The organism is Streptomyces sp. NPDC104761, from assembly GCF_055583445.1.
Map to the genome: position 1 here is coordinate 31,529 of NZ_JBVJNZ010000028.1, position 13,973 is coordinate 45,501.

Annotated in this window: 13 protein-coding genes (1 of these 13 cut by a window edge); 6 read left to right on the top strand and 7 right to left on the bottom strand. The window is 71.3% G+C overall.

The window, feature by feature from the left end:
* The 5 genes from ACZ63F_RS41265 to ACZ63F_RS41285 form a co-directional block, all read right to left on the bottom strand.
* A protein-coding gene (locus ACZ63F_RS41265) for an amidohydrolase family protein (RefSeq protein ID WP_469719072.1) crosses the window boundary here: on the bottom strand, positions 1-789 show its 5' portion. It extends 282 nt beyond the left edge of the window; only the first 789 of its 1,071 coding nucleotides appear in the window; its start codon is at positions 787-789; its stop codon lies off the left edge, out of view.
* Positions 786-1,673: an NAD(P)-dependent oxidoreductase gene (locus ACZ63F_RS41270; RefSeq protein ID WP_469719032.1), complete on the bottom strand. Its 888-nt coding sequence runs from the start codon at positions 1,671-1,673 to the stop codon at positions 786-788. Before ACZ63F_RS41270 ends, ACZ63F_RS41265 begins: the two co-directional genes overlap by 4 nt.
* Positions 1,670-2,008: an antibiotic biosynthesis monooxygenase family protein gene (locus ACZ63F_RS41275; RefSeq protein ID WP_382720022.1), complete on the bottom strand. Its 339-nt coding sequence runs from the start codon at positions 2,006-2,008 to the stop codon at positions 1,670-1,672. The genes ACZ63F_RS41270 and ACZ63F_RS41275 overlap by 4 nt, the downstream gene beginning before the upstream one ends.
* A gap of 333 nt (positions 2,009-2,341) precedes the next feature.
* Positions 2,342-3,565, bottom strand: a complete 1,224-nt coding sequence (locus ACZ63F_RS41280) for a L,D-transpeptidase (protein WP_469719074.1) — start codon at positions 3,563-3,565, stop codon at positions 2,342-2,344.
* A gap of 228 nt (positions 3,566-3,793) precedes the next feature.
* Positions 3,794-4,711 (bottom strand): RNA repair domain-containing protein, encoded by a 918-nt coding sequence (locus ACZ63F_RS41285; protein ID WP_469719033.1) that lies wholly within the window; start codon positions 4,709-4,711, stop codon positions 3,794-3,796.
* A gap of 217 nt (positions 4,712-4,928) precedes the next feature.
* On the opposite strand from ACZ63F_RS41285, the gene ACZ63F_RS41290 reads away from it, so the two are divergent.
* The 5 genes from ACZ63F_RS41290 (at position 4,929) to ACZ63F_RS41310 (ending at position 8,288) form a co-directional block, all read left to right on the top strand.
* Complete coding sequence (locus tag ACZ63F_RS41290) at positions 4,929-5,228, top strand: hypothetical protein (protein WP_469719035.1); 300 nt, start codon at positions 4,929-4,931, stop codon at positions 5,226-5,228.
* A gap of 131 nt (positions 5,229-5,359) precedes the next feature.
* Positions 5,360-6,160, top strand: a complete 801-nt coding sequence (locus tag ACZ63F_RS41295; protein WP_469719037.1) for an inositol monophosphatase family protein — start codon at positions 5,360-5,362, stop codon at positions 6,158-6,160.
* Between the two features lie 211 nt (positions 6,161-6,371).
* A complete protein-coding gene (locus tag ACZ63F_RS41300; RefSeq protein WP_469719039.1) occupies positions 6,372-7,007 on the top strand; it encodes a nucleotide-binding protein in 636 nt (211 codons plus the stop codon).
* A complete protein-coding gene (locus tag ACZ63F_RS41305; protein WP_469719041.1) occupies positions 7,004-7,228 on the top strand; it encodes a hypothetical protein in 225 nt (74 codons plus the stop codon). The genes ACZ63F_RS41300 and ACZ63F_RS41305 overlap by 4 nt, the downstream gene beginning before the upstream one ends.
* A 118-nt stretch (positions 7,229-7,346) precedes the next feature.
* Positions 7,347-8,288: a phosphotransferase family protein gene (locus ACZ63F_RS41310; protein ID WP_469719043.1), complete on the top strand. Its 942-nt coding sequence runs from the start codon at positions 7,347-7,349 to the stop codon at positions 8,286-8,288.
* Positions 8,289-8,486: 198 nt separating this feature from the next.
* On the opposite strand, the gene ACZ63F_RS41315 is transcribed toward ACZ63F_RS41310, so the two are convergent.
* Both ACZ63F_RS41315 and ACZ63F_RS41320 read right to left on the bottom strand, forming a co-directional pair.
* On the bottom strand, positions 8,487-9,557 hold the full coding sequence (locus ACZ63F_RS41315; RefSeq protein ID WP_469719045.1) for a fatty acid desaturase family protein: 1,071 nt from the start codon (positions 9,555-9,557) through the stop codon (positions 8,487-8,489).
* A 216-nt stretch (positions 9,558-9,773) separates the two neighbouring features.
* The gene (locus ACZ63F_RS41320; protein ID WP_469719047.1) at positions 9,774-10,607 is read right to left on the bottom strand and encodes a PIG-L family deacetylase; all 834 of its coding nucleotides are present in this window, start codon (positions 10,605-10,607) and stop codon (positions 9,774-9,776) included.
* Positions 10,608-11,013: 406 nt separating this feature from the next.
* Between ACZ63F_RS41320 and ACZ63F_RS41325 the strand changes: the two genes are divergently transcribed.
* Positions 11,014-13,973, top strand: a 2,960-nt coding sequence (locus ACZ63F_RS41325) for a carbohydrate-binding protein (RefSeq protein ID WP_469719049.1), incomplete at its 3' end; no start/stop codon positions are given.

Below are 13,973 nucleotides of genomic sequence, written 5' to 3' on the forward strand. Positions count from 1 at the left end.
CTTGCCCCGCGACCACCACACACTCCCCCCCCCTCCCACTCCCCCCCCCCCCCCCCCCCCCCCCCCCCCCCCCCCCCCCCCCCCCCCCCACCCTCCCCCCCCCCCCCCCCCCCCCCCCCCCCCCCCCCCCCCCCCCCCCGCCGCCGTCTGCAGACGCTCCGGCAGCAGCGCCATGGCGCCGCCACCGGTCGCGCCGATCAGCCGCAGCTCCGGGTACTTGTCCAGCCACCCCGCGAAGGCGATCATGGCCATGCCCAGGGTGACGTCGCCGAACCGGCCGATCTGCTCGACGAAGCCGATCTCGTCAACCCGTTCCGTGCCGACCGGTTCGGCCGGGGCGTGCACCAGGACGGGGACGCCCGCCTCCGCGGCCAGCGCGAAGAAGGAGTCGGCGCGCGGGGAGCCGAGCAGCTCCCCGTGGACGCTGGACGTGGTGATCAGGCCGACGAAGGCCGGGTCCGCCAGGGTCTCCCGCACCCCTTCGAGGTGATCGTCGTCGCCGAACGGGTTGGCGTACACATAGCCGCGCAACCGGTCGGGGAACCGGGCGATCAGCCCCGACATCCAGGCGTGGAAACCGCGCAGCCGGTCTCGTGGTTGCGCGTAGTTGTCCACGCCCGGTACCCGTGCCATCGCTCCGGCGCCGACGGGGCTGCCGATGATGGTGAGGTCGATGCCGGCCTCGGCGCGAGCGGCCAGCATGCCGTCGACGTCGGTCAGGCTCGGGGGCATGGGGAAGCGTTCGGCCGCCTCCGGCGGGGAGAGATGCCCGTGGATGTCGATGATCACGTGTCGCTGCCCGGTTTCTCTGTGAGTGCGCGGGTGACCGCGGCACAGTCCTGGTCGCCCAGTCCCTGCTCGGTGGCACGGACATGGGTCTCGGCGGCGGCGGTCGCCAGCGGCAGACTCAGACCGGCTGCCGCCGCCTGCTTGGTAGCGAGCATGAGGTCTTTCGCCATCAGCCGCAGCCGGAAGTCCGGCTCCTCGAAGCGGCCGGAACCCAGGCGCCTCGACTTGAACGCCATGACCGGGGAGGCGAAACCGCTGCCCGCGACGGTCTTGAGGACCGCCTGCCGGTCGAGGCCGCAGGCGGTCGCCAGTTCGGTGACCTCGGCCAGGGCCTGCACCTCGATGCCCATCAGGAGGTTGAGGCACAGTTTCATCCGCATGCCGGAACCGAGTGCGCCCAGATGGACGACCTCCTTGCCCAGCGCCTCCAGCAGCGGGCGGCAGGCGTCGAACGCCTGCTCCTCGCCGCCGACGAAGAGCCGAAGCTCGCCGTCACGGGCGTGGTCGCGGTTGCCGAGCATGCCCACGTCCACGACCGAGGGGATGTCTCCGGCGATCTGGACGACCTCTTCGGGGGAGACGGTGCTGGCGCAGACGAGGACACCGGGGTAGGGGCCCTTGGACAGGATGCCGTCGGGACCGTGCAGCACGGAGCCGAGGGCATCGCCGTCGGCGACGACGCAGACGGCGGCACTCGTGCCCGCGACGGCGTCGGCGGGGTGCGCGGCGACGAAGGCGCCTGCCGCGGCAAGCGGTTCGGCCCGCTCCGGGGTACGGTTCCAGACCCGGACCTGCATTCCCCGGTCGAGGAGGCGGGCGGCCAGGCCGGAGCCCATCGTGCCGAGCCCGAGTACGGCGACGGTGCCGGTGGTGGTGCGCGTCATGACGTCACCCCCGTCGTCTCCTTCACGACTCGGAACCGCAGCGACTGCGTCGAGTCGACCCACTGGCGCAGCGGAGCCACCAGCGCGCGGTGCTCCTCGCTCTGCTGCCAGGCGAAGAAGTGCTCGGCCGTCTGCCATTCGCTGGTGATGACCCACTGCCGGGAGTCGTCCACGGGTGCTCCCAGCCGCTCGACGATGTGGCCGGGGGTCCGGGCGACGGACTTGCGGAGCTGGTCGTACACGTCCAGGAATCCCTGCTCGCCGCCCTCGATCACGCGGACGGTGAAGACGACGCTCAGCCTGTCGGCCTGGCGGCCGTTGTTCCTCGTGCCCATGTCTCCTCCTGAGGGTGAGATGCGGCAGGACACGACTCCCACGGCCTCATGTCCCCCGTGCGGACGCAACCCCGAACGGGGGACATGCCAAGGGGGACAAGGGGATGACGGACCGTGATTACTCTGTCCGGGTGAGTGACGAGGCACTCCGCGGCGGCGGCCACCGGGCACGGACGGCCGCGCCCGAACGGGGGAGCGTCTCGCCTCGCGGCTTCACCGCGAGCGCGATCGACGAAGGGCACCTGTGCTGGGGAGTGTTCCCAGCTCAGGTGCCCTTTTCCAGACCTCTGCAAGAACCGGAGCCGTCGGCTTCCTGCGCGCGGAGAAGCGGTGTCAGCCGGCCGAGCCGCCCGAGACCCACTCGGTCCACGGCATGTTCCAGTCGCTGAGGCCGTTGTCCGGGGCCGGCGTGGTCTTGTCCGCGGAGTTCTTGACGATCACGACGTCACCGATCATCGAGTTGTCGAAGAACCAGGCGGCGGGCTGCCTGCCGTCGCCGCCGCCCTTGACGTCGTTCAGACCCACGCAGCCGTGGCTGGTGTTGGCCTTCCCGAAGACGGAGTCGGCAGCCCAGTAGTTGCCGTGGATGAACGTGCCCGAGGCGGTCAGGCGCATGGCGTGCGGTACGTCGTCGATGTCGTACGCGGGCTTGCCGTCCTTCATGAGGCCGACGGTCGCGCCGTTCATGTGGGTCTGCGAGAACTTCTCGGAGATGACCATCTGGCCGTTGTACGTCGAGTGCTCGGCGCTGCCGGAGGAGACCGGGATGGTCGTGATCGTCCTGCCGTCCCGTACGACGGTCATCTGCTTGGTGCCGGCGTCCACGGTGCTGATCTGGCTCCGGCCGATGTGGAACGTGACCGTCTTCTGGACGCCGTCGCGGGTGAGCTTGACGGTGACGGTGGAGCCGGGGTTCCAGTAGTTCTCGGGGCGGAAGTCCAGGCGGGCGTCGTTGAGCCAGTGGCCGACGACCTGCTGCCCGCTGCTGGAGCTGACCTGGATCTCGGACTCCACGGCGGCCTTGTCACCGACCGCCTTGCCGAAGGTGACCGATACCGGCATGCCCACGCCGACGGTCGAGCCGTCCTCGGGGGACACGTGTCCGACGAAGTCGTTGGCCGGGGAGACCGTGGTGATCGTGGCGTTCGCGGTGGCGGAGCGGTCCTTGGCGTCCGCGGCCTCTGCGGCGACCTGGTACCTGGTGGCGCGCTCCAGGGGGCCGTCCGGCTGCCACGACGTGCCGTCCGCGGACACGGTGCCCGGAATCTCGGTACCGGTCGCGACGGCTGTCATCGTCACCTTGGTGAGCGTCCCGTCACTGACGGTGACCTTGACCGGGCCGCTGGTTCCGACGCCGTAGGCGCCTTGCCCGGGTGTGATCTTTATTCGGGCGTCGGAAGCGTCCTGGGCGGCCGCCTGCTTCGTCTGCGCCTGCGTCTGTGTCTGCGCCTGCGGTTTCGGGTGAGCCGCGGTGCCGTCGCCGCCGGTGGCGGCGTTGCTGGTGCCGCCGAGGGCGGTGAGCGCGAGGATGCCGCCGAGTACGCCGGCCGTGGCCATCAGTCCGGTGGTTCGCTTACGTGCCGTGATCAAACGCTTCTCCCGTGACGCGGGTCGTCGAATTCCTGGAGCCGGTCGCCTGGCGGAGTGCAGCCAGCCGTAAAGGACTACTTTTATCGGCTGATCTGCCCGAAAGATAGGAATTGTGGCCAATTCCACGCGCTGCGAGAGCGCTGCTGTGGCTGTGGCTGTGGCTGCGGCTACGGCTACGGCTGTGGAGGCGGGAGATCACCTGTCGGTGATCTCGGAGAGCCATGCCGTGTCCTCCGGACCCGGCGCTTCGAGGCCGGGTGCGGGCAGCCAGCGGATCTCTCCCGTGCGCAGGGCCACCGTGGCCCGTGGGTGCATCGGCCCGTGGCCCCTGCGGGAGAGCAGGACGAGTTCCCAGACCGTCGCCGTCATGGCGCCGAGCCGGGTGGCGCAGTCGGCGCCGACCCGCCGCAGGTCCCGGGTCCGGCCCAACGACAGATGCGGGGTGAAGGTCCCGGCGGGCCCACGACAGCGCGGGAACCGCTCCTGCAGTACCCGGTGCAGGTCCGCCCAGGGCGCCTCGCCGGCTGCCGTCGGGTCGAGCCACATGGTGCAGTACGCCCTGTGCCGGAAGGAGCGCACTCCGTCCAGCCGTGCGGTGAAGACCGGTGCCCCGGCCGTCGCCTCGGCGAGCAGCGGAGCGGCCCGCTCGAAGTCGGACTCCGGCACGAAGCCGAAGAGCACGTTGACGTGCGGCGGCCAGCGGTGGATCTGCGGATCGTAATCCTGGCGGACGTCCTGGATCGGCGGCCACAGTTCCGCGGGCGGGATCCAGGCCACCGCCGTGCGGGCCGTCGGGGACACGTCGAGGCCACCGGTGGTGGGCCCGCCCCTGTCGGAGTCCGTGTCGAAGCTCAGCCCCGCCTGCGGGTCCCGCAGGCGACCGGCGCCCGACGCGCCGACCCGGTCCACCCCCGTGGCCCGGTCCCAGACCAGCTCGCCGTCCGCCTCGATGAACACCACCCGGTGCCACGGGATGTCGCCGCCCGGCACGAAGTAGGGCAGTGGGACGCGTTTGCAGGCATCCCCGCGCTGACTGATCCCCAACACGAACCGGGCCGGGTCGAACCGCGGGTCCCAGCGGATCCAGTCATAGATCTCGTCGCTGGTTCGCATCACGCCTCCTCGGCCGCCGTGACACCCTCCTCCTCCAGGGTGCCGCTCACTCTTGCCCCGTCGCCGAGCTGTTGCCGCTGTTGCGTGGGGCCAGGCCTCCCGCCTGCAAGGCGCGGCCGCGGGGTGCCCCGTCCCTGCGTAAACTGCCGGCTTGTGTGCCTGTCTGGGATGCCACCGTGCACACTCACGGTTTTCCGTTCGACCGAAGGGCTGAGCCGTGCCCGGCCGACCTGAGATTGTCTGCATCTGCGGCTCCACCCGGTTCGTGGACGAGATGCGTGCGGCGAACCGTGATCTGACCTTCGCGGGTGTCATCGTCGTCGCGCCGGGTGAAGCGGGCGAGTCCATCACCGACGAGCAGAAGACCGCACTGGACGCCCTCCACCTGCGCAAGATCGACCTGGCCGACCGGGTTCTGGTCGTGAACCCAGGCGGGTACATCGGCGAGTCCACGAGCAGGGAGATCGCATACGCCCGCGCCACCGGCAAGCCGGTCTCGTTCACCGATCCGGTCTGACCGGTGGATGCTTCGGTCAGGTCGCGCCCCGTCGCGGGCGACCTGGCCGCCCGACTTCATCGCGGCGCTTGTATACCGCGTTGCCGCACCGGTCCGCTGCCGGGAAAAGGGGGCTCGATAGGCTGCACGGCGTGATCAGCTCACTTGCGGGTTCCGACGATGCCGCGGTCGCGACAGCCGGAGCGCGGGCCGGTGCGGATGTGGTCCGCACTATGTACGGTCAGCGGCTCGACCGCATCGACAAGGGGGCCGGGGACTTTGCCACCGCCGCCGATGTGGAGTCCGAGAAGGCGATCCTCGGCGTCATCCGTGCCGCACGGCCCGATGACGCGGTGCTCGGCGAGGAGGGCGGGCAGCAGGGCGCCGTCGACGCCGTGCGCCAGTGGCTGGTGGATCCCCTGTGCGGCACGCTGAACTACGCCGCCGGCACCATGCTGGCGGCCGTCAACGTCGCGCTGCGCGACGGGGCGGCGGCGGTGGCCGACCCGTTCGGCGGCGAGGTCTTCTTCACCGACGGGGAGAGCGCCTGGGTGCGCCGGGACGGGACCGACGACGTACTGCTGACGCCGTCGCCCGCCACCCGTCTGGTGGATGTCAACCTGGATCCGCCGTTCCCGAGTGCGCCCGGATTCCGGGCCGTGGATCTGCTGGCCCACCCTGAGTTCGTGGAACGTTTCCGGCCTCGGGTCGTGTCCACGACGCTCGCGCTGGCCTGGGTCGCTGCGGGCAAGCGGGCCGCGTACGTCACCGACGGCGGCGACCTGTCCCGGAGCGTGCATTTCGCGGCCGGCATCGCCGTGTGCCGGGCGGCCGGCTGCGTTGTCACCGGGATCGACGGTGCTCCGGTCGGGGAGGCCGGTCGCGGGCTCGTGGTGGCCGCGGACGACGAGACCCACAGGCAGCTGATCGCGATGACGCGCAGCCGAGGCTAGTGCTGCGATGCGCCTCGGCCGACGTCGAAGGGCGTGCACCGTCGCAACAAGACGAGTTGCACCGGCCGTCGGGGCCGGCCGACGGTCGCGCTCGAGCTCCCCCGGAGAGACTGGTCCATACGGATGATTCGCCGGCGCCGCAGGGTGAACGACGGCACGCTGTGCCCCGACTCGGTGGTCGGTGGCCGATCGTGGCCCTACGTTGACCCGTGTGCCGCTGAGTTATGCCTTTGTGAACCTGAAGCCCGGGGTGGGAAAGACGACCAGCGCGGTCTGGCTGGCCCACGCGCTGCACGAGTCGGGCATCCCGCCGCTGCTGGTCGACAGCGACCCCGCGTCCTCCGCGCTGCGGTGGAGCGAACTGGCGGGAGGCTTCCCGTTTCCCGTGGTCGCCCTGCCGGTGGGCGACGTGCACCGGCGCGTGAACGACTTCCTGGGCGAGCGGCAGGCCGTCGTCTTCGACGCTCCGCAGATGGAGGACCACGCACACATCGCCCGCAGCATCATGAGATACGCGAGCGAATGGATCGTGCCGGTCACTCCGGCCCCCATCGAACTGGACCGCATGGCGCCCATCGGCGGCGAGATGGGCGACGTACAGTCCCTGCGTGTCCAGCCGGCCCACGCCGCCGTGCTGCTCAACCGGACCAACCGCGCCGACGCCACGCGTACGGGGCCCGACGCCGACGCCCGCGAAGCCCTCACCGAGCGGGGTTTCGACGTGCTGTCCACCCACATTCCGCGGCTCGACCTGTACGCGCAGTCCTTCGGAGGTCCGGTGGCGGCCAAGGGCTCGGCGTACATGGACCTCGCGGACGAACTCGTCAGACGACAGGACAGGGCATGAACCAGCGCAAGGACACCTACCGGGCCGCACTGCAGCGCGGGCCCGAGGCGGTCGTACCGCGTCCCGTGAAGGTCAACCGGCTGCACACCCGCTACGTGCGGGTGACCATCGAGCTCGACACCGGACTGCCGCGCGACCTCGTGCAGTGGGCGAGGTCACCGGTGTCCGCGTGGATGCGGGCAGGCGCCGCCGCCCTGCGGCCCCCGGGCAGCACCCGGTAACCCGTCCCGCCCGTCGTGAAAGCCGTTGCGCGGGCCGCCGGGCGGATGATGGGGTGGCGGGGTGTCCCGTCACGACGAGCCAGACGAGCCAGACGAGCAAGACGAGCCAGAGGAGGCAGTGGCCGTCCGGCCGTCGGCACTGGCCTGGGTGAGCCGGCATCTGGCGGCCGGTGAACGGGTCGTCGCGGCCGAGGCACTGCACGGGGGCATCACCGCGGAGATGCGGCGGCTGACCATCGGCACGCGGGACGGGGCCACCCGGCACCTGGTGCTGCGGACCTTTGCCGACCCGTTCTCCGCGGAGCAGGCCGCGGACCTGCTGAACCGCGAGGCCCGCGCCCTCGCCCTGCTCGCGGGGACCGGTGTGCCGGCTCCCGGGCCGGTCGCGGTCGATCCGGCCGCCGCGCACTGCGAGTACCCGTCGCTCCTGATGACGCATCTGCCGGGCCGTACGGTCCTCGAAGACCGGGGACTTGAGGCCCGCGTCCCCCTGCTGGCCCGTCAGCTGGTGGCGATCCACGCGTTGCGCCCCGCCGAGCGGCCCCGGGAGTACACGGCGTGGACGACCGCCGACGCCGTCGTCCCGCCGGACGGCGCCGACGCGGCGGCATGGGCCGCGGCGACGGACGTGATCCGCAAGTCGGCGCCACCCTACGAAGGGCGGTTCCTGCACCGGGACTTCCACCCCGGCAACGTGCTGTTCGACGTGGAGCCGCCCGGCCCGACCGGCCCCCGGATCACCGGGGTCGTCGACTGGGTGCAGACCTCCTGGGGGCCGGCCGACCTCGATGTGGCGCACTGCTCGACCAATCTCGCGATGCTGCACGGCCCGGCGTGGGGGCTGCGGTTCGCCGAGGCGTACGAGGAGGCCGGCGGGGTGCTGGCCACGGCCGCGAGCGACCGGCTGTACTGGCGGCTGCTGGACGCCCTGGCGTTCTCGACCGCGGTACGGGCGGTGGCGCGGCCGTGGCAGGAGGCGGGCCGGACGGAACTGACGACGCGAACGGTGGAGGGGCGGCTGGACGCCTACGTCACCGCCCTGCTGGACGCCCTGGGCTGAGCCACGGCACCGCGTCCTCGAACGCGGGACCTTGCACGCCGGTCTCGGCGGGCACGCCGGTACCCCGTGGTTCGAGACGGACGACGGGAACCGTTTCTTCGCCCGGCACCTGAAGTGAACCGGGTACCGGCCCAGGAGAGGCCGGGTCCCGCTTCGCCACGCCTGTCGCGCCGGCCTCGGTCTCAGGACGCCCCGGTCTCAGGACGCCCCGCGCCTGCGCCGGAGGGGTTCGCCCACCCGGTGCAGGTGGGTGAGGGCCTCGCGGTAGGACCGCAGCAGCCCGGTCTCGTGGTACGGCACACCGATCTCCGCGCAGTACGCGCGCACGATCACCTGGGCGCGGCGCAGATGAGGCGTGGGCATGCTCGGGAACAGGTGGTGCTCAATCTGGTAGTTGAGGCCGCCGAGCAGCACGTCCGTGCACCGGCCGCCCCGCACGTTGCGGGAGGTGAGCACCTGGCGCCGCAGGAAGTCGGGCCGCTCGTCGCCGGTGAAGGTGGGCATCCCCTTGTGGTTCGGGGCGAAGGTGCAGCCGAGGTAGACGCCGAAGAGGCACTGGTGCACGGCGAGGAACGCCACTGCCTTGCCGGGGGAGAGGACCAGGAACAGCGCGCACAGGTAGACGGCGAAGTGCAGGAGGAGCAGCGTGCCCTCCGCCACCCGGTTCTTCATGGCCGGCGAGCGCAGCGCCCGCACGCTCGACACGTGCAGGTTGAAGCCCTCCAGCGTCAGCAGCGGGAAGAACAGGAACGCCTGGTGGCCGCCGACGAGCCGGGCCAGGCCGCTGCTGGCGCGTGCCTGCTCGGTGGACCACACCAGGATGTCCGGTGCGACGTCGGGGTCGAGTTCCTCGTGGTTGGGGTTGGCGTGGTGACGGGTGTGCTTGTTCATCCACCACCCGTAGCTCATGCCGATGGCGAGGTTGCCGAAGAGACGGCCCCAGGTCTCGCTCGGGCGGCGCCGACGGAAGACCTGACGGTGCGCCATGTCATGTGCCACGAGGGCCACTTGACCGAAGACGAAGGCCATGGCGGCGGCTGTGGCCAGCTGCCACCAGGTGTCGCCGAGCGTGAGGAAGGCCGCCGTGCCGCCCAGCAGGGCCGCGATCACCAGGCCGAGCCGCACGGTGTAGTAGCCCGGGCGCCGGTCCAGCAGGCCCGCGTCGGCGATGCGCCGCGAGAGCCTGGCGAAATCGCTGCCGGGACCGGAGGTCCGCGCCGGGCCGGCGGCCGTCGCGGCCGCGGCGGGAGCGTCGATGGAGAACGTCATGCCGCCGAGTCTGGGCACGGCCGGACCGCGCCGACAGCGGGCCAGCCACCGGATCCGCAGGGGGACTTCCGCCGGAAGCCCGGGGGGTTATCACCACTTCCGATCCTCTGACCTGCTCTTTTGGTGCGGTTCCGGCCGTACCGGCGGCCGGGCACCGCCCCGGGCGGACAGACCGGCCGCGGCTGTGCGGACCGTCCGCCCGGGACGGCGCTCGGGTCAGCGCAGCCCGGCGAAGAGGTCGTTCTCGGGTACGGCCGCGCCGGTCGAGTCCTGGACACGGACGAAGGTCTCCATGCCCATCAGCTCGGTGAACCGCTCCCGGCCCATCCTGAGGAAGAAGATGTTCTCGCCCTGGCTGGCGTGCGCGGCCAGCGCGTCGAACTTCTGGCCGCCGAACGCGGTGGTGTCCACCCAGGTGGTGATCTCCTCGTCGGGGAGCCCGATCTCCGCGATCGCGGCGGCCTCCGCGGGGTCCGGCTCCGGCAGGTCTTCCCCGAACTCGCGCATGACCTCCCCGAACCGCTGCATCATCGAGCGCGGCGCCGTCGTCCAGTACACCTTCGGGGCCGGTTCGGTCATCTCCAGCGCCGCCATCGTGATGCGGTGGGCCTGGATGTGGTCGGGGTGGCCGTAGAAGCCGTTCTCGTCGTAGGTGACGACCACGTCGGGCCGGTAGCGCCGCATGAGTTCCGCGAGCCGGGCGGCGCCCTCCGCCACGGGTGTCCGCCAGAAGGAACCGGGGGCGTCGTTCGCCGGCCAGCCCATCATTCCGGAGTCGGCGTAGTCCAGCGTCTCCAGGTGGCTGATCTTCAGGATGTCGCAGCTCGCCTGCAGCTCCTGGCGCCGCATGGCGGCGACGGCCGCCGGATCGTGCCCTGGGTCACCGGGCTTGACGCCCCCCGGTCCGTCACCGCAGCCGCCGTCGGTACACGTCACGAGGACCGTGCGCACGCCCTCCGCCGCGTACCGCGCGAGGACGCCTCCGGTTCCGGTGGCCTCGTCGTCGGGGTGGGCGTGTACGGCCATGAGCGTCAAGGGCCGGTCGTTCATCAAAGCAGTCCTCCTGTGTGGCAAGGCCTCGGTCCGAGTCCGCGGCGGGTACCTGAGCGGGCGTCCCTGAACAGCAGATCACCGGGTGTACCGCGGACCGGAGGGCGCCGGATCGCGCGGGGGCGGAGAACCTATGGTCCGTGCCGTCCCCCCACCGCGCGGTGCCGGTCCCTCGGCCGGTGCAACAGCGTCGGCCGGACCGGCTGTTCCCGCCGCACGAGGTGGCCTGCGCCGCATCCGCGCCGAGGAGAGGTCGGAAGCCCTGGAATCTGAGATTTGCGTAAATCAGCGAAAAACTTGCAACGACTTGCTCTTCTCATCCTTTGCTTCGTCGGAATCTAGCGGTGTGAAGGTCGGCTCTGTACGGTCGGGGCGCCGGATTCCCCCCGTCCCGAAGGAGCATCACATGCTGACGATCCCCAGACCCCGGCGCCTGGCGGTGGCCGCCGTCGCCGCGGTCGGCGCGCTGTGCGGGTCCGTCTTACCTGCCGCCGCGACGCAGGAGGTGCCGCACTCCGGGCCGCTCCGCGCCGGGGTGACGGCCCCCGCTTCCCGGCAGGCGCAGGCGCAGGCGCAGGCGCAGGCCGCGGCCGGTGCCACGACGCCGTTCTCGGTCTACGAGGCCGAGGCGGGAACACCGGCGGGCGGCGCGGCCGTCCGCTCGCTGACCGCAGCGCCGGCGACCGAGTACTCGAGCGCCGCCCTGGAGGCGTCCGGCCACTCCTACGTCCATCTGGACGGCACGGGCCAGTCCGTGCAGTGGACGAACACCACCGGGCAGCCGATCTCGTTCCTCAACGTCCGCGCCAGCATTCCGGACGCGGCGTCCGGCGGCGGTGTCACCGGGACCCTGAACCTGTACGTCGACGGGGTGTTCCGGCAGTCGCTCAACCTCAACTCACGGCAGAGCTGGGTGTACGAGGGCAACGGAAACTACAACACGAGCGACAACCAGAACCCGGCCGACGGCGACCCCAGGGTCTTCTGGGACGAGTCGCACACCTTCGTCACCGGGGCCCCGATCCCCGTGGGCGCCACGTTCTCGCTGCGCAAGGACTCCGGGAACAGCGCGTCCTTCTACGACGTGGACTCCGTGGACGTGGAGAACCCGCCGGCCCCCCTGACCCAGCCGGCGAACTCGATATCCATCACGAGCTGCGGCGCGGTGCCGGACGACACCCCCACCAACGGCGCCGCCGACAGCCAGGCGGTGGACAGCCGGGCCGCCATCCAGAACTGCATCGACCAGGCCCAGGCGCAGGGCACGATCCTGTGGATACCGCAGGGCACCTTCTACGTGAAGGGCACCACGGGGCTGCACGCACAGGGCATCACCATCGCGGGCGCCGGCCTGTGGTACAGCACGGTCTACCGTGACGTCCCGGTCCCCAACAGCACACCGCTGGCAGCCCTGTTCGACCTGACCTCCTGCACCGTGCGTGACTTCCACGTCGACGCCAACGCCGTCAGCCGGAGCACCGTCGGCGGCGACGGCGGCGCGATGGACACCACCGGCACCGGCTGGCTGGCCGACGGCATCTGGACCCAGCACACCATGTCGGGCTTCTGGGCCTCGGGCACTGGCGGCACGGTGCGGAACAGCAGGCTGACGTCGGTCTGGGCGGACGGGATCAACGTCAACAACGTGTCGCTGGGCGCGGACACCGGGAACGACCTGACGGTCACGAACAACTTCGTCCGCGGCACCGGGGACGACGCCATCGCCATCAACTCGGTGAACTACAACACCAACAGCGACGGTTCCAGGACGTACTACAAGCCGATGACCGATGTCACCGTCAGTGACAACACCTCGATCGCGCCGTGGGGCGGCAAGGGCGTCGGGATCTACGGGGGCAGCGGCCACCGGGTCGAGGACAACTACATCAGCGACACGGCCCGCTACATCGGCCTGGGCGCCGGGCGCTTCGGGGTCAACGGCAGCGACCTGCTGTCCGCGACCGTGACGGGCAACACCGTGGTCCGCTCCGGCGGCAACGCCTACAGCCAGGGCCAGCCCGCCCTGCACGTCGGCAACGGCGGCGACGGACAGAACACCGGGACCGTCGACGAGGTCACGGTCACCGGCAACACCGTCAGCGACTCCCTGTACGACGGGATCGGCTTCTCCACCTCGACCAACACCCTGCTCCAGGACAACACGGTCAGCGACCCCGGCCGCAACGGCATCGCGATCTCGCCGCCGTTCTACCCCGCGCCCACCGGATCCGCGACCCTCACCGGCAACACGGTCACCGGGCTCGGCGCGGGCTCCTCGGCCTTCGTCAACAACTCCACCGGGTTCGTCGCGACGCTGAGGGACAACCACTGGCCGCCACCCGCCCCCGAGGGCCCCTACGGCGGCACCCCGGCCGCGGTGCCCGGCACGGTGCAGGCGGAGAACTACGACACCGGCGGCCAGGGCGTCGCCTACACCGTGACCTCCGTCAACGGCAACGCCAACGGCTACCGCGCCGACGGGGTGGACCTGGACAACACCTCGGACACCGGCGGGGGTTACAACCTGGGCTGGACCGGCGCCGGACAGTGGTTCCGGTACACCGTGGACGTCGCCACCGCCGGCACCTACACCCTCGGCCTGCGGGTCGCGGCCCCGTCGGCGGTGGCGGGCGCGCTGCACCTGTCGGACGCCGCCGGTGCGAACCTCACCGGCGCCGTCGACCTGCCCGCCACCGGCGACTGGCAGACCTGGGCCACCGTGACCACACACGTGACCCTGCCCGCCGGCCGGCAGGTCCTGACCCTGGACCAGGACACCGGCGGCTGGAACATCAACCGCCTCGACTTCACCGCGGGCACCGACACTCCCGCCACCAACCTCGCCGCGGGCAGACCCACCAGCGAGTCGAGCCACACCGACGTCTACCCGTCGTCGAACGTGACGGACGGCAACCAGGGCACCTACTGGGAGAGCGCCGACAACACGTTCCCGCAGTGGGTCCAGGTCGACCTGGGCTCGGCCCGCAGCGCCTCCCGTGTGGTGCTGCAACTGCCCCCCCGGCTGGGGCGCCCGCACCCAGACCCTGGCCCTCGGCGGCAGCACCGACGGCACCGCCTTCACCACCCTGAAGCCCGCGGCGGCCCACACCTTCGACCCGGGGACGAAGAACACCGTCACGCTCACCTTCCCCGCCGTCACCCAGCGCTACTTCCGCGTCACCGTCACCGCCAACAACGGCTGGCCCGCGGGCCAGGTGTCCGAGTTCCAGATCTGGACCACCTGACCGCCGCCCGTCCCACGGTGGGGCGGGGAAGAGGGTGCAGGGGGGGCGGGTGGCGGGGGGAGCCGCACCGGGGGGGGGGGAGCAGAATTGTATGCGAGCTTTTGTGTTTGAGGTGTTTCTT

Coding starts and splice junctions, on each gene's coding strand:
- ACZ63F_RS41270 (WP_469719032.1), bottom strand. CDS start 1,673: ATGACGCGCACCACCACCGGCACCGTCGCCGTACTCGGGCTCGGCACG.
- ACZ63F_RS41285 (WP_469719033.1), bottom strand. CDS start 4,711: ATGCGAACCAGCGACGAGATCTATGACTGGATCCGCTGGGACCCGCGG.
- ACZ63F_RS41280 (WP_469719074.1), bottom strand. CDS start 3,565: ATGGCCACGGCCGGCGTACTCGGCGGCATCCTCGCGCTCACCGCCCTC.
- ACZ63F_RS41315 (WP_469719045.1), bottom strand. CDS start 9,557: ATGACGTTCTCCATCGACGCTCCCGCCGCGGCCGCGACGGCCGCCGGC.
- ACZ63F_RS41275 (WP_382720022.1), bottom strand. CDS start 2,008: ATGGGCACGAGGAACAACGGCCGCCAGGCCGACAGGCTGAGCGTCGTC.
- ACZ63F_RS41305 (WP_469719041.1), top strand. CDS start 7,004: ATGAACCAGCGCAAGGACACCTACCGGGCCGCACTGCAGCGCGGGCCC.
- ACZ63F_RS41320 (WP_469719047.1), bottom strand. CDS start 10,607: ATGAACGACCGGCCCTTGACGCTCATGGCCGTACACGCCCACCCCGAC.